At 70.5% G+C, this 26163-nt stretch carries 18 protein-coding genes and 3 pseudogenes; 8 read left to right on the plus strand and 13 right to left on the minus strand.

Features of this window, described 5'->3' with window-relative positions; genetic code table 11:
- Window positions 1-108: pseudogene (locus ACWFR4_RS34950) on the plus strand (2-oxoacid:ferredoxin oxidoreductase subunit beta); the annotation flags it as partial.
- A 33-nt stretch (window positions 109-141) separates the two neighbouring features.
- Here ACWFR4_RS34950 and ACWFR4_RS34955 read toward each other — a convergent pair.
- Window positions 142-531, minus strand: a complete 390-nt coding sequence (locus ACWFR4_RS34955) for a winged helix-turn-helix transcriptional regulator (RefSeq protein WP_453456944.1) — start codon at window positions 529-531, stop codon at window positions 142-144.
- Between the two features lie 110 nt (window positions 532-641).
- Here ACWFR4_RS34955 and ACWFR4_RS34960 point away from each other — a divergent pair, with 110 nt between their 5' ends.
- Complete coding sequence (locus ACWFR4_RS34960) at window positions 642-1499, plus strand: SDR family oxidoreductase (protein ID WP_453655999.1); 858 nt, start codon at window positions 642-644, stop codon at window positions 1497-1499.
- A 199-nt stretch (window positions 1500-1698) separates the two neighbouring features.
- Window positions 1699-2670: an EamA family transporter RarD gene (gene rarD, locus ACWFR4_RS34965; protein ID WP_453656043.1), complete on the plus strand. Its 972-nt coding sequence runs from the start codon at window positions 1699-1701 to the stop codon at window positions 2668-2670.
- Here rarD and ACWFR4_RS34970 read toward each other — a convergent pair.
- Window positions 2656-4021, minus strand: a pseudogene (locus ACWFR4_RS34970) (MFS transporter); the annotation flags it as partial. The gene rarD and the pseudogene ACWFR4_RS34970 overlap by 15 nt on opposite strands.
- Before the next feature lie 102 nt (window positions 4022-4123).
- Between ACWFR4_RS34970 and ACWFR4_RS34975 the strand changes: the two are divergent.
- Both ACWFR4_RS34975 and ACWFR4_RS34980 read left to right on the plus strand, forming a co-directional pair.
- On the plus strand, window positions 4124-4606 hold the full coding sequence (locus tag ACWFR4_RS34975) for a winged helix-turn-helix transcriptional regulator (protein ID WP_453656000.1): 483 nt from the start codon (window positions 4124-4126) through the stop codon (window positions 4604-4606).
- A gap of 100 nt (window positions 4607-4706) precedes the next feature.
- The gene (locus ACWFR4_RS34980) at window positions 4707-5297 is read left to right on the plus strand and encodes a flavodoxin family protein (protein ID WP_453656001.1); all 591 of its coding nucleotides are present in this window, start codon (window positions 4707-4709) and stop codon (window positions 5295-5297) included.
- 12 nt (window positions 5298-5309) lie between these two features.
- Here the strand turns inward: ACWFR4_RS34980 and ACWFR4_RS34985 are convergent, their stop codons facing one another.
- The 4 genes from ACWFR4_RS34985 to ACWFR4_RS35000 all read right to left on the minus strand — a co-directional run bounded on the left by ACWFR4_RS34985 (window position 5310) and on the right by ACWFR4_RS35000 (window position 10007).
- Complete coding sequence (locus ACWFR4_RS34985) at window positions 5310-6215, minus strand: ABC transporter permease (RefSeq protein ID WP_453456955.1); 906 nt, start codon at window positions 6213-6215, stop codon at window positions 5310-5312.
- Window positions 6202-7158, minus strand: a complete 957-nt coding sequence (locus ACWFR4_RS34990) for an ABC transporter ATP-binding protein (protein ID WP_453456957.1) — start codon at window positions 7156-7158, stop codon at window positions 6202-6204. The genes ACWFR4_RS34985 and ACWFR4_RS34990 overlap by 14 nt, the downstream gene beginning before the upstream one ends.
- Window positions 7159-7258: 100 nt before the next feature.
- A complete protein-coding gene (locus ACWFR4_RS34995; RefSeq protein ID WP_453456960.1) occupies window positions 7259-8515 on the minus strand; it encodes a LolA family protein in 1257 nt (418 codons plus the stop codon).
- A gap of 481 nt (window positions 8516-8996) precedes the next feature.
- Window positions 8997-10007, minus strand: coding sequence for a polyprenyl synthetase family protein (locus ACWFR4_RS35000; protein ID WP_453656002.1), 1011 nt, complete (start codon window positions 10005-10007; stop codon window positions 8997-8999).
- Between the two features lie 224 nt (window positions 10008-10231).
- Here ACWFR4_RS35000 and ACWFR4_RS35005 point away from each other — a divergent pair.
- Window positions 10232-11744, plus strand: a pseudogene (locus ACWFR4_RS35005) (peptide MFS transporter).
- A gap of 28 nt (window positions 11745-11772) precedes the next feature.
- Window positions 11773-13773, plus strand: a complete 2001-nt coding sequence (locus ACWFR4_RS35010) for a CocE/NonD family hydrolase (RefSeq protein ID WP_453457074.1) — start codon at window positions 11773-11775, stop codon at window positions 13771-13773.
- A gap of 31 nt (window positions 13774-13804) precedes the next feature.
- Here the strand turns inward: ACWFR4_RS35010 and ACWFR4_RS35015 are convergent, their stop codons facing one another.
- The 3 genes from ACWFR4_RS35015 to ACWFR4_RS35025 form a co-directional block, all read right to left on the minus strand.
- Window positions 13805-14626 (minus strand): HAD family hydrolase, encoded by an 822-nt coding sequence (locus ACWFR4_RS35015; RefSeq protein WP_453456969.1) that lies wholly within the window; start codon window positions 14624-14626, stop codon window positions 13805-13807.
- Between the two features lie 100 nt (window positions 14627-14726).
- On the minus strand, window positions 14727-15929 hold the full coding sequence (locus ACWFR4_RS35020; RefSeq protein WP_453656003.1) for an FAD-dependent oxidoreductase: 1203 nt from the start codon (window positions 15927-15929) through the stop codon (window positions 14727-14729).
- A gap of 88 nt (window positions 15930-16017) precedes the next feature.
- Window positions 16018-17328: a carboxylate--amine ligase gene (locus tag ACWFR4_RS35025; protein ID WP_453656004.1), complete on the minus strand. Its 1311-nt coding sequence runs from the start codon at window positions 17326-17328 to the stop codon at window positions 16018-16020.
- 192 nt (window positions 17329-17520) lie between these two features.
- Here ACWFR4_RS35025 and fahA point away from each other — a divergent pair, with 192 nt between their 5' ends.
- The gene (fahA, locus tag ACWFR4_RS35030) at window positions 17521-18783 is read left to right on the plus strand and encodes a fumarylacetoacetase (protein WP_453656005.1); all 1263 of its coding nucleotides are present in this window, start codon (window positions 17521-17523) and stop codon (window positions 18781-18783) included.
- A gap of 72 nt (window positions 18784-18855) precedes the next feature.
- Here the strand turns inward: fahA and recQ are convergent, their stop codons facing one another.
- The 4 genes from recQ to nuoL form a co-directional block, all read right to left on the minus strand.
- Window positions 18856-20832 carry a DNA helicase RecQ gene (recQ, locus tag ACWFR4_RS35035; protein ID WP_453656006.1) on the minus strand — a complete coding sequence of 659 codons (1977 nt, stop codon included), beginning with the start codon at window positions 20830-20832 and terminating at the stop codon, window positions 18856-18858.
- A gap of 206 nt (window positions 20833-21038) precedes the next feature.
- Window positions 21039-22688 (minus strand): NADH-quinone oxidoreductase subunit NuoN, encoded by a 1650-nt coding sequence (nuoN, locus tag ACWFR4_RS35040; protein ID WP_453656007.1) that lies wholly within the window; start codon window positions 22686-22688, stop codon window positions 21039-21041.
- A complete protein-coding gene (locus ACWFR4_RS35045) occupies window positions 22685-24256 on the minus strand; it encodes an NADH-quinone oxidoreductase subunit M (protein WP_453456986.1) in 1572 nt (523 codons plus the stop codon). The genes nuoN and ACWFR4_RS35045 overlap by 4 nt, the downstream gene beginning before the upstream one ends.
- 5 nt (window positions 24257-24261) lie before the next feature.
- Window positions 24262-26163: an NADH-quinone oxidoreductase subunit L gene (gene nuoL, locus ACWFR4_RS35050; RefSeq protein WP_453456988.1), complete on the minus strand. Its 1902-nt coding sequence runs from the start codon at window positions 26161-26163 to the stop codon at window positions 24262-24264.

A 26163-nucleotide genomic window follows, 5' to 3' on the forward strand; every position in this document is an offset into this window, starting at 1 on the left:
TACGACGTGCAGATGTCCGAGCAGCTCGACGAAGCGATCGAACAGAACGGAAAAGGCGACCTGGCCGCACTGCTCGCCGGCGGCGACACCTGGACGGTCGTCGGCTAGTCGTCCCCGTACCCGGAACAGGCCCGCGTCCCCTTACGGGGCGCGGGTCTCGTCGTATGCGCTGCGGGCCTGTGTCACCGCTTCCATGCGGCGTTCCGTCCAGATCGCCAGCGTGCGGACCTGTTCCGCCGCCTCGCGGCCGAGGCCGGTGAGCGAGTAGTCCACGCGCGGCGGGATGACCGGCTTCGCGTCGCGGTGCACCATGCCGTCGCGCTCCAGGGTCTGGAGCGTCTGCGTGAGCATCTTCTCGCTGACGTTCCGCTCGCTGACGCGGCCGATCTCGCGACGCAGCTCGCTGAAGCGGTACGAGCGTTCCTCCAGGGCGATCAGGACGAGGACGCCCCAGCGGCTGGTGACGTGTTCGAGCACGAGGCGGTACGGGCACATGTCCTCGCCGCCGGAACTCCCCTTGCTTACTGCCATGCCAGTACCTTACTTCAAAGTGGGTACTTTCCACTGGTTAGCGCTACCCGTAGGCTCGGTGCCAGATAAGCCCCTAAGGCCAGATAACCCCCTAAGAGGAGATTCCAGACATGAGCATCGTCGTCACCGGAGCCACCGGACACCTCGGCCGTCTCGTCATCGACGGCCTCCTCGCCGCCGGCGTCCCGGCGGAGCGCATCGCCGCCGTCGTCCGCGACAAGGAGAAGGGCGCCGGCCTCGCCGCCCGGGGCGTCGAGCTGCGGATCGCCGACTACAACGCGCCCGAGACGCTGACCGGCGCCTTCGCCGCCGGGGACCGGGTCCTGCTGATCTCCGGCAGCGAGGTCGGGCAGCGCGTGCCGCAGCACCGGGCCGTGATCGACGCCGCGAAGGGCGCGGGCGTCGCCCTGCTCGCGTACACGAGCATCCTCGGCGGGCCCGACGCCGACTTCGAGCTTGCGGCCGAGCACAAGGTGACCGAGCAGGCGATCCTCGACTCCGGTCTGCCGTACACGTTCCTGCGCAACGGCTGGTACCACGAGAACTACACCGAGCGCCTGGCCCCGGTCCTGGAGCACGGTGCCGTCGTCGCCTCCGCGGGCGAGGGTCGGATCGCCTCCGCCTCTCGCGCCGACTACGCCGCCGCCGCGGTCGCCGTCCTGACCGGCGAGGGCCACGAGCACAAGGCGTACGAGCTGAGCGGCGACGTCGCCTGGTCCCTCGCCGAGTACGCCGCCGAGCTGTCGAAGCAGACGGGCAAGGCGATCGCGTACAACGCCGTCACGCCCGAGCAGAACAGGGAGATCCTGCTCGGCGCGGGTCTGCCCGCGCCGTTCGCCGACATCCTCGTGGGCGTCGACACCGCCATCGAGCAGGGCCTGCTCGCTGCCACCGGCGGCGACCTGTCCCGGCTGACCGGCCGCCCCACCACCCCGCTCGCGGACGCGATCAAGGCCGCCCTCGCCTAGGAACGGGCGATTTCCCACCTGCACGGATGTCCCGTCATGACCGTATAGAGATACGGACATGACAGCCGGTGCCCCGCGGCGCTACCTTCATGGGTGGCCGCCACGGGGCGTCCGCGCGTGTGGAGGAGGGGCCGTGGAGGCTGGGCAGTCGAGAAGCGAACAGCGCACAGGACTGTTGAACGGCATCGCGGCCTACGGAATGTGGGGCCTGGTGCCCCTGTTCTGGCCCCTGCTCAAGCCCGCCGGCGCCGGCGAGATCCTCGCCCACCGCATGGTGTGGTCGCTGGCCGTGGTCGGCGTCGCCCTGCTCTTCGTACGCCGCTGGGCCTGGGCCGGTGAGCTGCTGCGCAACCCGCGCAAGCTGGCGCTCGTCACCGTCGCCGCGGCCGTCATCACGGTCAACTGGGGCGTCTACATCTGGGCCGTGAACGCGGGCCATGTCGTCGAGGCCTCGCTCGGCTACTTCATCAATCCGCTGGTCACCATCGCCATGGGCGTCCTGCTCCTGGGCGAGCGGCTGCGGCCCGCTCAGTGGGCGGCGGTCGGCGTCGGCCTCGCCGCGGTCCTCGTCCTCGCCTTCGGATACGGGCAGCCGCCCTGGATCTCTCTCTGCCTCGCCTTCTCCTTCGCCACGTACGGCCTGGTGAAGAAGAAGGTCAACCTCGGCGGCCTGGAGTCGCTCGCCGCCGAGACCGCGATCCAGTTCGTGCCCGCGCTCGCCTATCTGCTGTGGATCGGCGCGCAGGGCGAGTCCACCTTCGGCGACGGCGCGGGCCACGCCACGCTGCTCGCGGCGACGGGCCTGGTCACCGCGATTCCCCTGGTCTGCTTCGGCGCCGCCGCGATCCGCGTACCGCTGTCGACGCTGGGGCTGCTCCAGTACCTGGCGCCGGTCTTCCAGTTCCTGCTCGGCATCCTGTACTTCCACGAGGCGATGCCCGCCGAACGCTGGGCGGGCTTCGCTCTCGTGTGGGTGGCGCTCACGCTCCTGACGTGGGACGCGCTGCGGACGGCCCGGCGGGGGCGGATCGCGCTTGCCGAGCAGGAGGCGCGGGTGACGGCTCCGGAGACGGTGCCGGAGTCGACGACGAATCCCCGGACACAGACCCAGCAGCAGACCCAGCCACAGTCGGGTCCGCAGACGGATCCGCGGCGCGAGCCGGCCGCCTGATCCCGCGCGCCGACACGAGCGCGCCCAGCGTCACCATCACCACCGGCACCACGAGGGCCGCGCGGAAGGCGGAGAGCGTGTCCGCCGCGCCGGCCCCCTTCGAGGCGAGCCCGTACACCGCGGTCACCGCCGAGATGCCCAGCGCCGAACCGAACTGCGTCGAGGTGTGGAGCAGCCCGCCCGCGAGCCCCTGCTCCTCCGCCGCGACCCCGTCCGTCGCCGCGATGGTCAGCGGACCGTAGGCGAGCGCGAAGGCGGTCCCGGCGATGATCAGGGTCGGGAACATGGCGGCGTACGTCCAGTCCATGCCCACCGGCAGGAACAGCCCGTACGCGAGGATCGCGAGCAGGAAGCCGCCGAGGACGACGCGCGCGTTGCCGAAGCGTTCGACCAGGCGCGGGGTGAGCGTCGGCGCGAGGACCGCGTCGCAGCCCATCACGACGAGCGCGATCGCCGTCTGCAGGGACGACCAGCCCCGCAGCTCCTGGAGGTACAGGGTCAGCACGAACTGGAAACCGAAGAAGGCGCCGACGAACAGCAGCGCCCCCAGGTCGGCGCGGACCACCGTCCCCGTACGGAAGATGCCGAGCCGCACGAGGGGCGCCGCGCTGCGCCGCTCCACGGCCACGAAGACACCCGCGAGTACGAGCCCCAGGGCGACGGCGGCGGCCGTCAGCGGCCAGCCCGCGAGCCCGTGTTCGAGCCGCACGACGCCGTAGGCGACGAGGAGCATGGCGCCCGCGGCCGCGGCCGCTCCGGCCACGTCGAACCCGCCGCCCCGCCGCTCGGGCGCGGCCTGCACGGGGATCAGCCGCCCCGCGGCGGCCAGGATCGCCCCGGCGAGCAGCACGGGCGCGAAGAACACCCACCGCCAGCCGAGCTCGGTCAGCAGCCCGCCGATGACGAGCCCGAGCGAGAAGCCGCCCGCGGCCGTTCCCGCGAAGACGAGGAGCGCCTTGTTGCGCTGCGGCCCCTCGGCGTACGAGGTGGTGATGAGCGACAGCGCGGCCGGCGTCATGAACGCGGCGGAGACGCCGGTGACGAAGCGCGCGACGATGAGCATCCACCCCTCGGTCGCGAAGCCGCCGAGCCCGGAGAAGGCCAGGAAGACGGCCAGCCAGAACAGGAACATCCGGCGCCGCCCGAGCAGATCGGCCGCCCGGCCTCCGAGCAGCGTGAATCCGGCGTAGCCGAGGACGTACGCGCTCATGACCCACGCGGCCGTGTCGGTGCCGAGGCCCAGGTCGGACCGGATCGAGGGGATCGCGACGGCGAGCATGGCGACGTCGATGCCCTCCAGAAAGATCGTTCCGCAGAGGACCAGCAGCAGTGCCCAGGCGCGAGTGCCCATGACGGATCGGCTCCTCAAGTCGCTTGAAGGGAAGGGTGGTTACGCGACAGAGGGTCGGTTCCCTCTTGTAACCACCACGATCCTGCGGCAGCATCGACGGGCATGGAAGAAGGCACTTCGAAGTCACCGAGTAACTGCGCGAGCACCGTCTCCGGCGCCGACCACGGCGACCCGGACCCCTTCCAGTGGGACACCCGCGAGGGCTGTGAGGTGCGCCAGATCCTCGACCGGGTCGCCGACAAGTGGTCCCTGCTCGTCATCGCGCTCCTCGAACACCGACGGCTGCGCTTCACCCAGCTGCGCCGCGAGATCGACGGGATCAGCCAGCGGATGCTGACGGTCACGCTGCGGCAGCTGGAGCGGGACGGCCTGGTGAAGCGGACGGTGCACCCGGTGGTGCCGCCCCGGGTCGAGTACGAGCTGACGGCACTCGGCGGCACGCTGCACGAGACGATCCGGTCCCTGGTGACCTGGACCGAGCGCCACCAGGGCGAGATCGCCGTGGCCCGCGCCGCGTACGACACCCGGGCGGTGGAGGAGGCGGCCGCAGCGGCCGGAGCGGCGGTCGGCCCGAGCGCTCCGTGACCCCCCGGGCCCGAGGCGAATCCTCTGGACGGAATTACTTGCGTGTGCATAAACTGCACGTGCAGGTAATCGGCGCGACCAACCGACCCCGGAGTGCCCCATGTCCCGCACGTTCCTCTTCCTGCTCGGCAGCAGCCGCGGCGAAGGCAACACCGAGATCCTGGCCCGCAAGGCCGCCGAGCAGCTCTCCCCCGAGGTCGGGCAGCGCTGGATCGACCTCACCGCGCACCCCCTCCCCGACTTCGAGGACCTGCGCCACGACAGCGACCACACCCGGCCCACCGGCGACAACACGGCGCTGCTCCTGGATGCGACCCTCGAAGCCACCGACATCGTCATCGCGTCGCCGCTGTACTGGTACTCCCTCTCGGCCCCCACCAAGCGCTACCTCGACTACTGGTCGGGCTGGCTGCGTACCCCCGGCATCGACTTCAAGGCGAGCCTCGAAGGGCGCACCCTGTGGGGCGTGACGGCGCTTGCCCACGAGGAGCAGGTCGTCGCGGACCCGCTGGTCGGCACGCTGCGCAACTCGGCCGCGTACATGGGCATGCGCTTCGGCGGCGTCCTGCTCGGCAACGGCAGCAGGCCCGGCGACGTGCTCAAGGACGAGGAGGCGCTGCTGCGCGCCAAGGCGTTCTTCGCGCCCGAACGGCAGCCGGAGATCGCCCGCTTCCCGTACGAGGTGCAGTAGCGCGGCAGTTGGTTACGCCATGATGTCCTTCGCCGTGAAGCGCGCCCACGCCGCCGAGCCGAACACGGCCGCGTACAGGCCCTGGAGGCCCAGGTTCTTGAGCAGGTCGTCCCAGTAGACCGGCTCGCGCATCAGGTCGGCGAAGGACAGCCAGTGGTGCGAGAACAGGTACGGCTGGATCGCGTGCAGCTGGGGGATCTGGTCGAGGATCTGGACGGTGATGAGCAGGCCCACCGTCGTCGCCATCGCCGCGATCCCGCTGTTGGTGAGGGTCGAGACGAACAGTCCGAGCGCGGCGATCCCGACGAGTGACGCGGCCACGACGAGGGCGATCAGCAGGGCCCGTACGAGTCCCTCGCCGAAACCGATCCGGGTGCCGGAGATCGTGACGAGGTCGCCGAGCGGGAAGAGCAGGGCGCCCGTGGCGAGCGCCGTCACCGCCACGACCAACGTCGCGACCAGGCAGAACGTCATCGTCGTCGCGTACTTGGTGAGCAGCAGACGGGTGCGGCCCGCGGGGGCGACGAGCAGATAGCGCAGCGTCCCCGCGTTCGCCTCGCCGGCGATCGCGTCCCCCGCGATCACCCCGACGGCCATCGGCAGGAAGAACGGGAGCGTCGCGGCGAGCGACGTGAAGACCAGGAACAGGCCGTTGTTGGTGATCTGCGCGATGAACGCGGGTCCTCCCCCGCCGCCCGCGGCCGGTGAACCCCCGCTCGTCTCGATCTTCACGGCGATCCCGACGAGGATGGGCACCCCGGCCAGGACGGCGAGCAGGGCGATCGTGCGCCAGCGGCGGAACGTGGTGACCAGCTCGCTGCGGAACAGGCCGAGCGTCCAGATCCTCTTCCGCACGGGCGACGCGTCCGTCACGACGGTGGCGGTGGTGCCGGCGGCCGTGGCCTCAGCCTGCGACATCGAATCCCTCTCCCGTCAGGGCCACGAACGCGTCCTCCAGCGAGGCCCGTTCGAGTCCGAAGCCGCGGACACGGACGCCCGCGGTGACCAGCGCGGCGTTCAGCTCGGCGAGGTCGGCGCCCGGACCGGGCGGCTCCCCCGTCACCTGGTCGTCCGTCACGGTCAGGTCCGCGATGCCCCGCTCCTTCAGGACGCGCGCCGCGTCGCCCGGGTCGGGGGTCGTGACCACGAGACGGCCTCGGGCGCCCGCCGCGAGCTCGGCGACCGGACCCTGCGTGATGAGCCGGCCCCGCGCCATCACGGCCGCGTGCGTGCAGACCTGCTCGATCTCGTCGAGGAGGTGCGAGGAGAGGAAGACCGTCGTGCCGTCCGACGCCAGCTCCCGCACCAGGGAACGGATTTCGCGCATGCCCTGTGGGTCGAGGCCGTTCGTCGGCTCGTCGAGCACGAGGAGTCTGCGGGGCTGGAGCAGCGCGGCCGCGAGCCCGAGGCGCTGCTTCATGCCGAGCGAGTACGCCTTCGCCTTCTTGCCCGCGGCGGCCGTCAGGCCCACCCGGTCGAGCGCGGTGGCGACGCGGGCGCGGCGGGTGCGGGGGTCGGCGGCCGGATCCGCGGAGTCGTACCGGATGAGGTTGTCGCGGCCGGACAGGAACCCGTACAGGGCGGGGCCCTCGATGAGCGCGCCGACGTGCGGGAGGACCGTACGCGTGGCGCGGGGCATGGGGAGACCGAGGACGCTGGCCGCGCCGGACGTCGGCTCGATCAGGCCCATCAGCATGCGGATGGTGGTGGTCTTGCCCGAGCCGTTCGGCCCGAGGAAGCCGAAGACGCTGCCGGCCGGGACGGTGAGGTCGAGGCCGTCGACCGCCAACTGGTCGCCGCCGTAGCGCTTGGTGAGGGCCCGCGTCTCGATCACGGACTCCTCGGCAGTGCTCGCCGCCATCTCGCTCCCGTCGTGCCCGTCGGTCCTGGTGGAGTGCGGGAGTGGAGGCACCGGGACCGGCGCCTCCACTCCTGCCTGCCAACTCTCGTGCCGCGTACGGCTACTGCGCCGCGTTCGCCGCCTTCACGAGCGCGTCCTTGGTGACCGCGCCCGCGTAGACCTTGCCGTCGTCCGTGACGAGCGCGTTGACCAGGCGCGTCGAGAAGACCGTGCCCGAGCCGAACTTGCCCGTCACATGGTCGCCGAGCGCGTCCATGAACTTCTGTGCCTCCGGCGGGACGTCGCCCGAGGACGAGCCGCCCGTCGGCAGGCCCTGCCCGCCGGGCAACTTCAGCTCGGCGATGGACGTCCAGCCCTCACCGATGACCTTCAGGTCGTTCATGCCGCCGCCCTGAGCGTCCCTCAGCTCCTTGGGCATGCCCTTCGGCATGTCCTTCGGCATGTCCTTCGGCGCGTGGGACTTGTCCCGCGCCTTGAGGTCGTCGCCCTCGGTGACCTTGGTGCCCTTCGGCGGGGTGAAGTCGAACGTCGAAGCGGCCGGCTTGGAGAAGTCCACCTTGGTGAAGCCCGCGTCCACGACCGCCTTGCCGCCGCCCGCGGGCGTCAGCGTGAACTTCAGCGGCACACCGGTCTTCGCGTCCACCGAGATGGTGATCCCGCCGACCGTCGAACCGGCCTGCTTCGGCTTGACGAGCAGCTTGTACGCGTCACGCCCCGCGACCTGCGAGGTGCCCTCCACGGAGATGGACGTCGTCTTGCCGGACGCCTTCAGGACCTCGTCCGCGAGCTCCTTCGGCGTGGCCGGGACACCCTTCGGCGTCTCCCCCTTGCGGTGCTGCGCGGCCCGGTCACCTGCGGCAGCGGCGCCCTTGGCGTGGTACGCCTCGTTCGACGCGCTGTCGTAGGCCCAGACCTCGTCGCCGTTGTGGATCACGCTGTACTCGGCTGCGCTGTCCAGGACGGACAGCTTGTGCCGGTCGGGGCCGTCCGCCGCGATACGCAGCGTGTGCGTGCCGGTGGCCAGCTCCATCAGCTTGGACTGCGGGTCGGCGGAGGAGCCCGCCTTGCCGTCCGAGGAGCCGCCGGCGCCCGGGGTGAAGCCGCCCGCCATACCGCCCAGGGACGGGAGTCCGAGATCCGTGGAGATCTTCACCGTGCCGGACATCTGCTGCACGTCCGACTTGGCGATCTTCTCGATGAGCTGCTGTGCACTGATCTTCGGCAGATCGGGATTGCCGGAGTCGGCCAGCGCGGGGACGAGCCCGATCGTCGCCGCGGCCACCCCCACCACCGCGACCGGGACCACATAGCGGGTCGCCTTGCGACGACCGGCGCTTTCGGATTCGTACGGTGCCATGTTGTTGCCCTACCTCCGTGTTGGGCGGCGGCCTACCGTCCTTGCTCGTCTGTCCACCCCAAGCCGCCATTCTCACCCGAACTGGTCGGGAGTGGTGCTATCAATCTGACCAAATCGGCCGCACGGAAGCGTCAGACCCCAGGATCAACTCCGCGTACTCCCGCGGTATGACACGGAAGGGCGGCGCCTCCCCCATCCCGTAGGGGAGACGCCGCCGGTCCCTCGTATCGATCAGCGCCGAACGAACACGTGGTCGGCCCGGTAGGGCACGCCGACGACCGTGCCGGGGTCGCAGCTGCCAGCCGGGATCTGCCTCGCACCACCACTCCATCGCCGAAGGAGGCGTACGGGCGGGGCGTGGACGGCACATGGTTCGCGGCGACACCCACCGGCGCCAAGGCACAGGGCAGCTCGGGGTCGAGCAGCAACGGCTACTGACCGGGCCGGCCCGCGCGTGGCGGCCCGGTGAGGCGGGAGGGCGTCAGCCCGCCCGGTGCACCACCGCGTCGCACAGCTCCAGGAGGGACGCCTTCGCGTCGCACTCGGGCAGCGGCGCGAGGGTCTCCCGCGCCTCCTCCGCGTACCGCACGGTGTCCCTGCGGGCCTGCTCCAGGGACGGGTGGACGCGCAGTCGCTCGAGCGCCTCGGCGTGGCGCTCGTCGTCCGTCAGGTCCGAGTCGAGGAGCTCGCACAGGGCTCGGTCCTCGGGCAGGCCGAGCTGCTCGGCGCGCTCGCGCAGGCGAAGCACCGGCAGCGTGGGGATGCCCTCACGCAGGTCGGTGCCGGGGGTCTTGCCGGACTCGTGCGAGTCGGAGGCGATGTCCAGGACGTCGTCGGCGAGCTGGAAGGCGACGCCGAGCCGCTCGCCGTACTGCGCGAGGACGTCCACGATGCGCTCGTCGGCGCCCGCCATCATCGCGCCGAACCGCACGGCCACGGCGATCAGCGAGCCGGTCTTGCCACCGAGGACGTCGAGGTAGTGGTCGACCGGGTCGCGGCCGTCGCGCGGTCCGGCCGTCTCCAGGATCTGCCCGGTGACGAGACGCTCGAAGGCCTCCGCCTGGATGCGGACGGCCTCGGGCCCGAGGTCGGCCAGCATGTGGGAGGCGCGCGAGAAGAGGAAGTCGCCGGTCAGGACCGCGACGGAGTTGCCCCAGCGGGTGTTGGCGCTGTCGACACCGCGGCGCACGTCGGCCTCGTCCATCACGTCGTCGTGGTAGAGCGTCGCGAGATGCGTCAGCTCGACGACGACGGCGGCGGGCACGACACCCGGCGCGTACGGGTCGCCGAACTGCGCAGCGAGCATCGCGAGGAGGGGCCTGAAGCGCTTGCCGCCCGCGCGCACGAGATGCTGCGCGGCCTCCGTGATGAAGGGGACCTCGCTCTTCGTTGCCTCGAGCAGACCCTCCTCGACAGCCGCCAACCCGGCCTGGACATCGGCTTCGAGAGCCTGGTCCCGCACGCTAAGACCGAAAGTCCCGACGACGGTCACGAGAGGTTCTCCTGTCTGCTGACGATCACATGGCGAACTCGGTCGATCATTTGGTCGATGACACGGTTTGTCGATGTGTCGCTGCCATCACTCAAGTCAGCGTATCCGGTCGCGTTTCGATCACAGTGGGGGCCTGCCCGCACAGACCAGGCCGAGCGACCCACGAACACCCCCGGTATGTTCTTGATCAGCTCATACGACCGAGTAGACCGGGAGTCTCCCCTTTGTCCCGCATCACGGCCGCGACCGAGCCGAACGAACCGGAGAGCGAGCAGCCGCCGCCGGGCGACGACCACGCGTTCTTCGGCCAGCCGCGCGGCCTGCTCACGCTGTCGGGCCTCGAGGTCTGGGAGCGTTTCTCGTTCCTCGGCATGCAGGCCATCCTCGTCCTCTACTTCGCGGACACGGTCGCACACGGTGGCCTGGGCATGTCCGCAGGGACGGCGGCGTCCGTATCGGCAGCGTACGGAACGCTCGTCTATCTCGTCTCGGTGGGGGGCGGCTGGCTCGCCGACCGGATCCTCGGCTCGTACCGCGCGGTCCTGTACGGCGGCATCCTGATCGCCTGCGGCCACTACGCCATGGCGGTGCCGACGGCGGCCATGACCTGGGTCGGTCTCGGCCTGATCAGCGCGGGAACCGGCCTGGTCAAACCCAATGTCGCCACCATGGTCGGCAAGCTCTACCGCACGGACGACGAGCGCCGCGACGCCGGCTTCGCGCTGTACTACATGGGCATCAACATCGGCGCCTTCGCGGGCCCGTTGATCACCGGCTGGCTCGGCGACCACAAGGGCTGGCACTGGGGCTTCTCGGCCGCCGCGATCGGCATGACGTTCGGTCTCATCCAGTACGTCGCCGGGCGGCGTCACCTGGCCGGACGCAAACACGCCGCCGAGTACGCCCTGCCGCCCGAGGGGATGCGGCGCGCGGTCCGGCTGATGATCGCGGGCGCGATCGCCGTCGCCGTACTCGCCGTGGTCCTCGTGGGCCGGCCGGCTGACGATGGACCGCTTCGTGGACGTCCTCACGGTCATCTCGGTGATCGCGCCGGTCGTGTACTTCGCGGTGATGTTCCGCAGCCCCCGCGTGACCTCCGAGGAGCGCGGCAGGCTCAAGCCGTACGTCGTGCTCTTCCTGGCCTCCGTGGTCTTCAACTTCATCCTGTTCCAGGCGTACTCGACGATGATCCTGCTGGCCTCGACGAACGCCAGGACCGAGATCCTCGGCTTCCACTTCCCCGCCGGCTGGTACGCGTCCGCGCTCGGCGCCTTCGAGGTCGCGCTCGCCCCCGTGGTGGCCGGTCTGTGGGCCCGGATGGGGCCGCGTCAGCCGCACGCCTCCAACAAGATCGCGTTCGGTGTGATCCTGGGCGGTCTGTCGTTCCTGCTCATGGTCATCCCCACCTCGGGGCACAGCGGGGACACGTACAAGATCACCGCCTGGTGGATCGTCGGCTCGTATCTCCTGCTCGGTCTCGGCGACATCCTCCTGGAGACCTCCGGCATGTCGGCGACGACGAAGCTCGCGCCGAAGGCATTCTCCAGCCAGACCATGTCGCTCTGGTTCCTGTCGCTCGCCCTCGCCAACGGCATCCAGGCACAGACCGTGAAGCTCTACGGCGAGGTCTCCAATCCCGTGTACTTCGGCGTCAACGGCGCCATCGCCGTCGCCATCGGCCTGGTCGTGGTCGCGCTCGCGCCGTGGCTGCGCAGGACCATGCACCCCGTTCACTGAGGTAACTCCCATGTCAGAAACACCGGCCATCACCATCCGCACCTCCTTCCCCTACGAGACGACCCGCGAGGACGTTCGCGTACCCCTGCCGGACGGCACCACACTGTTCGCCCGCATCTGGCGTCCGGTGACCGACGAGCCGGTGCCCGCGATCCTCGAATACCTCCCGTACCGCCTCAGCGACTGGACGGCGCCGCGCGACTGGCAGCGCCACCCCTGGTACGCGGGCCACGGCTACGCCTCCGTACGCGTCGACGTGCGCGGGCACGGCAACTCGGACGGCCTGCCCGGCGACGAGTACGACACGACGGAGCTCGCGGACGGGGTCGCCGTCGTCAACTGGCTGGCCGCACAGCCCTGGTGCAGCGGCAGGGTCGGCATGTTCGGCATCTCCTGGGGCGGCTTCAACTCCCTCCAGATCGCGGCCCTCGCGCCCGAGCCGCTCAAGGCGGTCGTCACGGTCTGCTCGACGGACGACCGCTATGACAACGACGTGCACTACATGGGAGGTTCCGTCCTCGCGGTGGACATGCACGCGTGGGCGGCGACCATGCTCGCCTTCGTGTCGCGGCCGCCCGACCCCCAGTTCGTCGGCGAGGGCTGGCGCGACATGTGGCTGAAGCGCCTCGAAGCGGTCGACCCGTTCATCCACACCTGGCTCGGCCACCAGACGCGCGACGCCTACTGGCAGCACGGCAGCGTCTGCGAGGACTACACCGCCGTACGCGCGGCCGTCCTCGCGGTGGGCGGCTGGCACGACCCGTACCGCGACACCGTCCTGCGCCTGGTCGAGAACCTGCCCGACCAGCAGGTACGCGGGATCATCGGCCCCTGGTCGCACCAGTACCCGGACCGCGGCCTGCCGCCGGGCCCCGCGATCGGCTTCCTCCAGGAGACCCTCCGCTGGTGGGACCACCACCTCAAGGGCGTGGACAACGGCGTCATGGCGGAGCCCAAACTCCGCTCCTGGATCAGCGACTCGCACCCGCCCGCCACCGTCTACCCGACGCTGCCGGGCCACTGGGTCGGCGATCCGTCCTGGCCGTCCCCGAACGTCGCGCCCCTCGCGTACGCCCTTCAGGGCCCGCCCGTGATCGTGAAGTCGCCCCAGCAGACGGGCCTGGACGCGGGCCGCTTCTTCCCCTTCGGCAACGACGCGGACCTGCCGCCGGACCAGCGGGACGAGGACGCGAAGTCGGCGTGCTTCGAGTTCGAGGTGCCATCGGAGCTGCAGGTCCTCGGCCGGCCACGGGTGACGCTGCGGATCACCAGCGAGGTACCGCGCGGGCAGGTCGCCGTCCGGGTGTGCGACGTGGCGCCCGACGGCTCGTCCACGCTGGTCACACGAGGCGTCCTGAACCTGTCCTCGCGCGAGGGCCGCGACAAGGCCGTCGCCTGGCCCCCCGGCACCACGGACGAGTTCTCCTTCGAGCTGAACGGCATCGGCCACACCTTCCCGGCCGGGCACCACATCCGCCTCGCGGTGTCGTCCGCGTACTGGCCGTGGATCTGGCCGCAACCCGGATCCGAGGCCGGCTTCACCCTCGACCCGGCGGGCAGCGCCCTCGAACTGCCGGTCAGGATGGTCGACGCCGAGAACGGCGCCGACATCGGCTTCGAACAGCCCGAACAGTCCGAGCCGATGGGCGTCGTCCACCCGGCCACCCTGGACGAACAGCGCCCCGAGCGCCTCTGCGTCCGCGACGTCGCCAAGGGCGAATGGCGCCTCGAGGTCGACCCGCGCTACGGCGGCACCCGCGTCTACCCCGACGGCCTCGAATTCACCGAGGACGCCGTGGAGACGTACGTCATCCAGGAGTCGGACCCGCTGAGCGCACGCACCCGCTCCGACTGGTCGATCCGTCTGCACCGGCCCGAGCTGGCGTGGGACGTGACGATCAAGACCCGCTCCGAAATCGCCTGCGACGCGACGGACTTCATCACCAGCAACGAGGTGGTGTGCCGGGACGGCGGCGAGGTGGTCTTCCACCGGACGTGGGAGCAGCGGATTCCGCGTACGGCGGGGTGAGGCAGCGGGGCAGTGCCGGCGGGGCGCGTGGCTAGCGTCGTGCGAAGTGGCGTTCGAGGATCACGGCGACGCCGTCCTCCTCGTTCGACAGGGTCACCTCATCGGCCGCCGCCCTGAGTTCTGCGTGGGCGTTGGCCATCGCGACGCCGTGGCCGGCCCACGCGAACATCGGCAGGTCGTTCGGCATGTCGCCGAAGGCCATCGTGCGCTCCGGTGTCAGACCGAGCCGCTCGGCGGCCAGCGCGAGCCCCGTCGCCTTGGTGACGCCGCACGGCTGGAGCTCCACGGTGCCGGGGCCCGACATGGTGACCGTCGCCAGGTCGCCGACGACCGCCCGCGCCGCCGTCGCCAACTCGTCGTCCGTCAGCCGGGGATGACGGAGCAGCACCTTGTTGATGGGCTCGGCCCACAGCTCCTCGCGGCGCTCGATGCGCACGGCGGGGAGCGTGGGATGCGACATCACATAGCCGGGCTCGATGAGCGTCAGGCCGTCCGTACCGTCCTGATCGACCGCCGCGTCGACCTGGCCGACCTCGGCCTCGATCTTGCCGAGGGCCTGTTCGGCGAGGTCACGGTCGAGGGTCAGGGACCACACGATGCGGTCCGTCGCCGCGTCGTACAGCTGGGCGCCCTGGGCGCAGACCGCGAGCCCGGTGCCCCCGAGCTCGTCGAGCAGCGGCCGCACGCGCGGCGCGGGCCGTCCCGTCACCACGAGGTGGCGGGCCCCCGCGGCGGCCGCGGCCGCGAGGGCACCACGCGTCCGGTCGGAGACCGTGTCGTCGCCGCGCAGCAGCGTCCCGTCCAGGTCTGTGGCGATGAGTTCGAACGGAGCGGAGCGAAACGGAGCGGGCATGATCGAGAGAATACGGACCGCTCCCCCAGGTCACTCCGCCCGGTCACCCCCTCCGTCGCCCCGTCCATTGCCCGGCTCGTTCACCCTTGCGCGGGGCGCCTCACGCGTGGGCCGCCGCGAGGTGCTTCGCCAGACGTGGCGAGGCGAACTCGGTGCCGCACACGAACCGCATCACCGGCCCGAACGACGACCCGCCCAGCATGCCCGTGAAGTAGAGCCCCGGCACCGAGGACACATAGCCGGCGCCCAGCCGGGGGGTTCCCCGGCTGGCGGCTATCCGGGTCCGCAGGCCGTCGCCGAGGAAGTCCATTGCGGCGAGGTCGACGCGGTAGCCCGTCGCGGCGATGACATGGTCCGCGGTCAATTCCTCGCGGCGCCCGCCGGGCGCCCGCACGATGAGGCTCGCGCCCCCGTCCGCCGCGGCGGACCCCACGATGCCCTCCACCTCGCGCACCCGCACCTTGTCCTCGAACCGCTCGCGCAGCCACCACGCCCCGAGCGGCCCGAGCACCCGCCGGACGAGGAAGTGCCGCGCCTGCGGCGGGAGATGGCGGTACGGGTGGGGGTAGTACGTCAGCGCGTACAGCGACCAGGCCCGGCCGAACGGTGTCTCGGGGCGCAGCTTCGGCTGGTCCCACGGCGGCGCGCCGAACCGCACGGAACCCTTTCCGCGCGCCACGATCCGTACGCTCGCCCCGGCCTCCGCGGCGAGCGCGGCGGTCTCCAGGGCGGACTGTCCGGCGCCGACCACGATGAGTTCCCTGCCGGAGAACCGGGACAGGTCGTGGTGCTGCGAGCTGTGGGAGACGGGACCTGTGGGCGCGGGCCCGTCGGGCGCCGCCGCGGCGAGCTCGTGCGGCAGGTGGTCAAGACCCGAAAGGCCGGTGGCGACGACGACCGCGCGGGCCGTGAACTGCTCCCCGGAGTCCAGCTTGACCTCGAAGTTCTCGTGTCCGCGCCGGTCGACCGACACGACCCTGACCCGCTCCAGGTCGGGCACGAGCTTCTGCTGGAACCAGTCCCCGTAGGCGACGAACGTCTCGACGGGGACGATGTCCTCGTCCGTCACCAGGCGCGGGATCCCGGCGGCTTCGCAGTAGTCGACGAGGTCGTGGCCCCGCTGCGGGGCGTCGATGTTCGAGGCGGACGGCACGGACTTCAGGATCATTCCCGCTGGCATGTGCGAGCGCCAGCTCACCATGGGGTCGCCGAAGACACGTACCGGAATGCCGCGCGCCCGCAGATGGGCGGCGGTCGACAGGCCGTACGGGCCCGCTCCGATGACAGCTACCGGATGAATCACGAAGTCCCCTCCCCAGGGAAGAACATTTGCTTCCTACTTCGCGGCGGCACTTGGCGCTCGTGCGCCCGCACGTCGTGTTGCTGGTGCGTTATTTGGTCTTTGCCTTGGTCTTGGTCTTGGTCTTGGCCTTGGTCTTCGTCGTGCCGCTGCCGCGGCGGTTGGTCCGCCACAGCTGATGGAGGTGACGGGCTCCCGGGCCCACGAACCGGGCGAGCATCGTGAACAGGGGCCGCAGGTCGTCGGTGGCGAGCCACGCGAGCTCCGTGCCCGTGGCGCGGGCCGGGGCGTGCGGGGTCGTGTAACCGCTGCGGCGGTAGGCGATGAGTGCGGGCAGGTCGATGTTCTCCACCACGTACCGGTGACCCGCGCGCTGTTCCCCCTCCGGGACGGCGCGGCCGGTCAGGTCGAGATGCATGGCACGGACGACGTCGATCCCGGACTCGCTCTCGAAGAGCCGGAACTGTGCGCCCATGCGCGGATTGAAGTCGAGGAGCTTGTACCGGCCGTCGCGCCGGTCGAAGCGCAGGTCGAGGTCGATGACGCCGGTGAAGCCGATCTGTTTGATGAAACGCGCGGCGAGGTCCGCGAGTTCCGGATTGTCGACGACGTACGCGTTCGCCGTCATGCCCGCGTGCGGCGGCCAGGAGCGCACCTTGACACCGGTGAAGAGGGCCAGCGGCGTCGAGTCCGCGTCGAAGTACGCGTGCACGATCCAGTCCTCGGCCTGCTCCCTCGGCAGATACTCCTGGAGGATCACGCCGGGCTGCTCGCCCCAGTCACGGGCGAGTTCGAGCAGGCCCTCGGGGGTCGCGATCTTCGTCGTCCCGTTCACCGCGGGCTGTTTGCGGCGCGTGAACGCCTCACGGTTCTTGGCGACCACCGGGAAGCGGGCCGACGCGGCGAACTCCTCGATGTCGGCGTACGACTCGGGGAACGCCGCCGCCGGCGACGCGACGCCGTGCTCCACACACAGTTCGTGCAGCCCCTGCTTGCTGGCAAGCCGGCGCGGCAGGTCCCGCTCGACGCGCGGGAACAGGAACTTCCCGCCGTCGGCCAACTCCTCCTGGTGCTCCGCGATGAGGACGGCCGCCTCTTCGTCGGTCGGGATCAGGACCGTAGGCCTGCCGATCCGGCGCGCGATGCGCAGCATGCCCTCGACCAGCCGCTCCGGCTCCTCGGCCCCGGTGGTCCGCCAGGGAAAGGCCCGGCGCAGATAGCGCGAGGACGCCGCGGGCGTGTAACGGTCCTCCGTGATCGCATACATGGGCACGCCGAGACGCCCCAGGCTGCGGATTGCTCCCACTCCGCCGTGGTGCAGTGGATAGTCGCCGAACTTGACGATCAGGCCCGGCACGTCCCGGTCGGCTGCGAACGGCACGCTGCTGGCGCTGCTGGCCACGGGTCCCCCCACGTGTCCTGTCCCCCTTCGGACCCGGACCCACCCCGTCCGCGTCCCCCGATAGGACGCTAAGCCGGAATTGACCACTCCAGCAAGGCTTATCCGGACATTGCGAACTCTTTAGACACTGCCCCAACGCGGCGCTCCCACGTAACGTGTGGCCCACCCATATGGAAAGCGAGGCAGGTACGCATGTCCGAGCAGACCCCGCTCACCCCCCTCGACCTCCCCGAAGGCGACCCCTTCGGACCGCACAACCTCCCGTACGGGGTGTTCTCCCTGCCGGGGGACGCCGTGGAAGCGCGCCGGGTCGGCGTGCGGCTCGGCTCGTACGTGCTGGACGCGGGCGCCGCGGCGGCAGCGCTCGGCTCGCCCTACGTCTCCCTGCTCGCCCGTCCCACCCTGAACCCGCTCATGGCGGCGGGCCGCACCGCCTGGTCGGACGTGCGCCGCGCGCTCACCGCCTGGGTCACGGTCCCGGCCCACCGCGAGACCGTACGGCCCCTGCTGCACCCGCTCACCGATGTCACCCTGCACCTCCCCTTCGAGGTCGCGGACTACGTCGACTTCTACGCCTCGGAGAACCACGCCCGGAACCTGGGCCGGATGTTCCGCCCGGACGAGGAGCCGCTGAAGCCCAACTGGAAGCATCTGCCTGTGGGTTACCACGGTCGCGCCGGGACGGTCGTGGTCTCGGGCACGGACGTGATCCGCCCCTCCGGCCAGCGCAAGCCCCCGGCCGACCCGGCCCCCGTCTTCGGCCCCTCCGTGCGGCTCGACATCGAGACGGAGCTCGGCTTCGTCGTCGGGACGCCGTCCACACAGGGCACACCGGTGCCGCTGTCCGCGTACCGCGACCACGTGTTCGGGCTCTGCCTCCTCAACGACTGGTCGGCGCGTGACATCCAGTCCTGGGAGACCGTGCCGCTCGGCCCGCACCTCGGCAAGTCGTTCGCCACGTCGGTCTCGGCCTGGATCACTCCGCTGGACGCGCTGGACGAGGCGCGCGTGACGCCCCCGGAGCGCACCTACCCGCTGCTGCCGTATCTGGACGACTCGGCGCCCTCCGCCGACGGCATCGCGGACGAGCCCGGCGGCTACGACCTGCACATCACCGTCACGCTCAACGGCCATGTCATCTCCGAGACCTCCTCCGCCTCCCTCTACTGGACGGCGGCGCAGATGCTGGCCCATATGACGGTGGCCGGCGCCTCCCTGCGTACGGGCGACCTGTACGGCTCCGGCACGATCAGCGGCGCCTCGGAGAACGCACGCGGCTCCCTCATCGAGATCACCTGGAACGGCCGCGACCCCATCGAACTCCCCGACGGCAAGCGGACGTTCCTCGAGGACGGCGACGTGGTCACGATGACGGCGTGGGCCCCGGGCCCGAACGACACCCGCGTGGGCCTCGGCGAGGTGACCGGACGGATCGTGGCGGGCGCCGCGGTGTGAGAGGCCTGGGGGTGGCGCGGTCAGCGACCTGAGGACGGCGCCGTCAGCGGCCTGAGGGCGGCGCCACCACCGTCACCAGTCGATGTCCTCGGGCTCCGGCTCGTCCTCGGGCCAGCCGGGGTCCGGCTCCGGCGCCTCCCCGGCGGCGGGGCCGGCCGGGGCCGGGGCGCCGCCGGAACCGGCGCCGTCCAGGCCGGCCAGGACCTCGAGGACACCCTCGCCCCACGTCGCCAGCTTCTTCTCCCCGACGCCGCCGATCGCGCCCAACTGACCGATGGACGCGGGGTGTTGGAGGGCGATCTCCTTGAGCGTCGCGTCATGGAAGATGACGTACGCCGGGACCCCGTTCTCCTTCGCCTGCGCGCCGCGCCACGCGCGCAGCGCCTCGAAGACGGGCAGCAACTGCTCCGGCAGGTCCGCCGCGGGCGACTTCGCCTTGCGGTCGCGCGAGGCCGAGCGGGACGTGGCGGGCCTGGGCGCCTCCTTGCGCAGCCGCACCTCCCGCTGACGCCCGAGGACGCTCCCGCTGTCCTCGGTGAGTACCAGCGTCCCGTACTCACCCTCGACCGCGATGAGCCCCTGCGCCAGCAACTGCCGTACCACGCCACGCCATTCGGCCTCGCTCAGGTCCTCGCCGATGCCGAAGACGGAGAGCTGGTCGTGGTCGAACTGGATGATCTTGGCCGTGCGCCGGCCCATCAGGATGTCGATGATCTGGCCCGCGCCGAACTTCTGCCTGCGCTCCCGGTCGAGGCGCACCACCGTGGAGAGGATCTTCTGCGCGGCGACGGTGCCGTCCCAGGTCTCCGGTGGCGAGAGGCACGTGTCGCAGTTGCCGCAGGCGGCCGTCTGCGGCTCCTGCCCGAAGTACATGAGCAGCTGGGACCTGCGGCACTGCGCCGTCTCGCACAGCGCCAGCATCGCGTCGAGATGGGACCCCGCCCGGCGCCGGAACGCCTCGTCCCCCTCCCCCATATTGATCAGCTTCCGCTGCTGGACGACGTCCTGCAGCCCGTACGCCATCCAGGCCGTGGACGCGAGCCCGTCACGCCCGGCGCGGCCCGTCTCCTGGTAGTAGCCCTCGACGGACTTCGGGAGGTCGAGATGCGCGACGAACCGGACGTCGGGCTTGTCGATGCCCATGCCGAACGCGATGGTCGCGCAGACGACCAGGCCCTCCTCGCGCAGGAAGCGGGACTGGTGCGCCGCGCGGGTGCCCGCGTCGAGACCCGCGTGGTACGGGACCGCCTCGATGCCGTTCCGGCTGAGGAACTCGGCCGTCGCCTCCACCGACTTGCGCGACAGGCAGTACACGATGCCCGCGTCGCCCTCGTGCTCCTGCTTGAGGAAGGTCAGGAGCTGCTTCTTCGGGTCGGCCTTCGGCACGATCCGGTACTGGATGTTGGGCCGGTCGAAGCTCGCCACGAAGTGCTTCGCGTCCGGCATGCCCAGGCGCTGGGTGATCTCCTCGTGCGTGGCGTGCGTCGCGGTCGCCGTGAGCGCGATGCGCGGCACGTCCGGCCAGCGCCGGCCGAGGACGGACAGGGCCAGGTAGTCCGGGCGGAAGTCGTGCCCCCACTGCGCCACACAGTGCGCCTCGTCGATCGCGAAGACGGAGATCCTGCCGCGGGAGAGCAGGTCGAGCGTGGAGTCGAGGCGCAGCCGCTCCGGTGCCAGATAGATGACGTCCAGCTCGCCCGCGAGGAACTCGGCCTCGACGGTGCGGCGCTCGTCGAAGTCCTGCGTCGAGTTCATGAACCCGGCGCGGACGCCGAGCGCCCGCAGCGCGTCCACCTGGTCCTGCATGAGGGCGATGAGGGGCGAGATCACGACGCCCGTGCCGGCCCTGACCAGGGCCGGGATCTGGTAGCACAGGGACTTTCCGCCGCCGGTCGGCATCAGGACGACGGCGTCCCCGCCGTCCACGACGTGGTCGATGATCGCTTCCTGCTCGCCGCGGAACGCGTCATATCCGAAGACGCGGTGCAGCGTCTCCAGCGCGCCGCCGCGCATCGCCGTCGCCACGCCGGGCTCCGTCACCTCGCTCATGCCACCGATCCCATTCATCGCCCTGTCCCCCGTACGTCCATACTCCGTGGTTCGACCACTGCTGCCACGATAGGGCTCCGCACCGACAGCCCGAAAAGTTATCCACAGGCTGGGGGTGAAGTCACCTCCCGGCCGGAGTCCCGGAACGCCTCCGCCCGGCACCCCCTCGCGGGGACACCGGGCGGTGACGACCGTGCGTGGCGCGGTTACCGCACGAACACGCTCGCCTGGTTCGCCAGGTCCAGGAAGTACTGCGGCGCAAGGCCCAGCACCACCGTGACCGCCACACCCACCGCGATCGTGGTCATGGTGAGCGGCGAGGGCACGGCGACCGTCGGGCCGTCCGCCTTCGGCTCGCTGAAGAACATGAGCACGATCACACGGATGTAGAAGAACGCCGCGATGGCCGACGAGATCACACCGACCACGACGAGCGCGCCGGCGCCGCCCTCCGCCGCCGCCTTGAACACGGCGAACTTTCCGGCGAAGCCCGAGGTCAGCGGGATACCGGCGAAGGCGAGCAGGAACACCGCGAAGACGGCCGCGACCAGCGGCGAGCGGCGCCCGAGCCCCGCCCACTTCGACAGGTGCGTGGCCTCGCCGCCCGCGTCCCTGACCAGCGTCACCACGGCGAACGCACCGACGGTCACGAACGAGTACGCGCCCAGGTAGAAGAGCACGGCCGAGATGCCGTCGGGTGTCGTGGCGATGACACCGGCGAGGATGAATCCGGCGTGCGCGATCGACGAGTACGCGAGGAGCCGCTTGATGTCGGTCTGGGTGATGGCGACGATCGCGCCGCCCAGCATCGTGATGATCGCGATGGCCCACATGACCGGCCGCCAGTCCCAGCGCAGGCCGGGCAGGACGACGTACAGGAGCCTCAGGAGGGCGCCGAAGGCGGCGACCTTCGTGGCGGCCGCCATGAAGCCCGTGACCGGCGTGGGCGCGCCCTGGTAGACGTCCGGGGTCCACATGTGGAACGGCACGGCGCCGACCTTGAACAGCAGGCCCATGACGACCATGGCGACGCCGATGAGCAGCAGCGCGTCGTTCCCCATGGTGTCGGCGAGCGCCGGGTCGATGTTCTGGATCGATCCGTCGACGACGTCGGCGATCGTCGCGTACGACACCGAGCCCGCGTACCCGTACAGGAGGGCGATGCCGAACAGGGTGAACGCCGAGGCGAAGGCGCCGAGGAGGAAGTACTTGACGGCTGCCTCCTGCGACATGAGCCGCTTGCGGCGGGCCACGGCGCACAGGAGGTAGAGCGGCAGGGAGAAGACTTCCAGGGCGATGAACAGCGTCAGCAGGTCGTTCGCCGAGGGGAAGACCAGCATGCCGCCGATCGCGAAGAGCGCGAGCGGGAACACCTCGGTGGTGGTGAACCCGGCCTTCACCGCGGCCTTCTCGCTGTCGCTGCCGGGAACGGCCGAGGCCTGCGCGGCGAACGAGTCGACGCGGTTGCCGTGCGCTTCCGGGTCGAGGCGGCGCTCGGCGAAGGTGAAGATCGCGACGAGGCCGGTCAGCAGGATCACGCCCTGGAGGAACAGGGCCGGGCCGTCGACGGCGATCGCGCCCATGGCCGCGATGTGTGCCTTCGTGGTGCCGTACCCGCCGGCCGCGAGCCCGACCACCGCGGCGAACGCGGCGGCCAGGGCGACGACGGCGAGGAACACCTGGACGTAGTAGCGGGACTTGCGCGGCACGAACGCCTCGACAAGGACCCCGAGGACCGCCGCACCGATGACGATCAGGGTGGGCGACAATTGGCCATATTCGATCTTTGGCGCGTCGATCTTGGAAATGGGATCGGCCGCCGTTGTCCACAGGCTGTGGACGGCTGCTGCGCTCACTTGGCCGCCTCCACCGCTGGCTTCGGGTCCTTCTTGTGTACGTCGGACAGGGTCTGCTTGACCGCCGGGTTCACCAGGTCGGTGACCGGCTTCGGGTAGACGCCCAGGAAGATCAGCACGGCGATCAGCGGGACGACCACCGCGAGTTCCCGCACCCGCAGGTCCGGCAGGGCCGAGACCTCCGGCTTCACCGGGCCCGTCATCGTCCGCTGGTAGAGGACCAGCGTGTAGAGCGCGGCGAGCACGATGCCGAAGGTCGCGATGATCCCGATCACCGGGTAGCGCGAGAACGTGCCGACCAGGACCAGGAACTCACTCACGAAGGGCGCGAGGCCCGGCAGCGAGAGGGTCGCGAGGCCGCCGATCAGGAACGTGCCGGCGAGGACCGGGGCGACCTTCTGCACGCCTCCGTAGTCCGCGATCAGGCGCGAGCCGCGGCGCGAGATCAGGAAGCCCGCCACCAGCATCAGGGCGGCCGTCGAGATTCCGTGGTTGACCATGTAGAGCGTCGCGCCCGACTGGCCCTGGCTCGTCATCGCGAAGATGCCGAGGACGATGAACCCGAAGTGCGAGATCGACGCGTACGCCACCAGGCGCTTGATGTCCCGCTGACCGACCGCGAGCAGCGCGCCGTAGACGATGCTGATGAGGGCCAGTACGAGGATGACCGGCGTCGCCCACTTCGACGCCTCCGGGAAGAGCTGGAGGCAGAAGCGGAGCATCGCGAACGTGCCGACCTTGTCGACCACCGCCGTGATGAGGACGGCGACCGGGGCGGTGGCCTCCCCCATCGCGTTCGGCAGCCAGGTGTGCAGCGGCCACAGCGGCGCCTTCACCGCGAAGGCGAAGAAGAAGCCGAGGAAGAGCCAGCGCTCGGTGCTGGTCGCCATGTGCAGCGAACCGTTCGCCCGCGCGGCGGCGATCTCCTGGAGCGAGAAGTTCCCCGCCACTACGTAGAGACCGATCACGGCGGCCAGCATGATGAGGCCGCCGACGAGGTTGTAGAGGAGGAACTTCACGGCAGCGTAGGAGCGTTGGGCTGCCGCGTTCTCGTCGCTGCCCGAGTGGGCGCGGTCCCCGAAGCCGCCGATGAGGAAGTACATCGGGATGAGCATGGCTTCGAAGAAGATGTAGAAGAGGAAGACGTCGGTGGCCTCGAAGGAGATGATCACCATCGCCTCGACGCCGAGGATCAGGGCGAAGAAGCCCTGCGTCGGCCGCCACCTCGAACTCCCGGTCTCCTGCGGGTCGGCGTCGTGCCAGCCCGCGAGGATCACGAACGGGATGAGGAGGGCGGTGAGCGCGATGAGCGCCACCGCGATGCCGTCCACGCCCAGCTCGTACCGCACCCCGAAGTCCTTGATCCAGGAGTGGGATTCGGTGAGCTGGTAGCGGTCACCGCCGGGCTCGAAGCGCACGAGCACGACCGCGGCCAGCACGAGCGTGGCGACCGAGACGAGCAGCGCGAGCCACTTCGCCGCCGTGCGCCGCGCGGCCGGGACGGCAGCCGTGGCGATGGCTCCCACGGCTGGGAGCACCGCCGTCGCTGTCAGCAGAGGAAAGGACATTGCTATCAGACCGCCCTCATCAGCAGGGTCGCGGCGACGATGAGTGCCGCACCGCCGAACATCGAGACGGCGTACGAGCGGGCGTAGCCGTTCTGGAGCTTGCGCAGCCGGCCGGAGAGCCCGCCGACCGAGGCCGCCGTCCCGTTGACCACGCCGTCGACCAGGGTGTGGTCGACGTAGACCAGGGAGCGGGTGAGGTGCTCGCCGCCGCGGACCAGGACCACGTGGTTGAAGTCGTCCTGGAGCAGGTCACGGCGGGCCGCCCGGGTGAGCAGCGAGCCGCGCGGGGCGACGACGGGGACCGGGCGGCGGCCGTACTGGAGGTAGGCCAGGGCCACCCCGATCACCAGGACCACCATGGTGGCCGCGGTGACGGTCGTGGCGCTGATCGGCGCGTCCCCGTGGCTGTGCTCGGTGACCGGCTCCAGCCAGAGCAGGAAGCGGTCGCCGATGCTGAAGAAGCCACCCGCGAAGACGGATCCGAACGCGAGCACGATCATCGGGATCGTCATGGACTTCGGCGACTCGTGCGGGTGCGGCTCGTGGCCCTCCGCATCCGGCTGCCAGCGCTTCTCACCGAAGAACGTCATGATCATCACGCGCGTCATGTAGTACGCGGTGATGGCCGCGCCGAGCAGGGCCACCGAGCCGAGGATCCAGCCCTCCGTGCCGCCCTTCGCGAACGCCGCCTCGATGATCTTGTCCTTGGAGAAGAAGCCGGACAGACCGGGGAAGCCGATGATCGCGAGATAGCCGAGCCCGAACGTGACGAACGTGACCGGCATGTACTTCCTGAGGGCGCCGTACTTCCTCATGTCCACCTCGTCGTTCATGCCGTGCATGACCGAACCGGCGCCGAGGAAGAGGCCCGCCTTGAAGAAGCCGTGCGTCACCAGGTGCATGATCGCGAAGACATAGCCGATGGGGCCGAGGCCCGCGGCCAGCACCATGTAGCCGATCTGCGACATCGTCGAGCCGGCCAGCGCCTTCTTGATGTCGTCCTTCGCGCAACCGACGATCGCACCGAACAGGAGCGTGACCGAACCGACGATGACGACGACGAGCTGTGCGTCCGGCGACGCGTTGAACACCGCGCCGGAACGGACGATCAGATAGACACCCGCGGTCACCATGGTCGCGGCGTGGATGAGGGCCGAGACCGGGGTCGGGCCCTCCATCGCGTCACCGAGCCAGGACTGCAGCGGCACCTGGGCGGACTTGCCGCACGCGGCGAGCAGCAGCATCAGGGCGATGCCCGTCAGCGTCGCGCCGCCGCCCTGGTGCTCCTCCGCCGCCTTCAGGACCGGCGCGAAGGCGAACGTCCCGAACGTCGTGAACATCAGCATGATGGCGATCGACAGGCCCATGTCTCCGACGCGGTTGACCAGGAAGGCCTTCTTCGCCGCGGTGGCCGCGCTGGGCTTGTGCTGCCAGAAGCCGATCAGGAGGTACGAGGCGAGGCCCACGCCCTCCCAGCCGACGTACAGGAGCAGGTAGTTGTCGGCGAGGACCAGGAGGAGCATCGCCGCGAGGAACAGGTTCAGGTAGCCGAAGAAGCGGCGGCGCCGCTCGTCGTGCTCCATGTACCCGATCGAGTAGATGTGGATCAGCGTGCCCACACCGGAGATCAGGAGCACGAACGTCATCGACAGCTGGTCCAGCTGGAAGGAGACGTCCGCCTGGAAGCCCTCGACCGGGATCCAGCTGAACAGGTGCTGGGTGAAGGTGCGGTCGTCGGCGCTCTTGCCGAGCATGTCGGTGAAGAGGAGGACGCCGATGACGAAGGAGGCGGCCGAGAGCAGCGTGCCGAGCAGATGGCCCACACGGTCCAACCGCCGTCCGCCGCACAGCAGTACGGCCGCTCCGAGCAGTGGCGCCGCTACCAGCAGCGCAATCAGGTTTTCCAC

This window comes from Streptomyces sp. NPDC055140, from assembly GCF_053607285.1.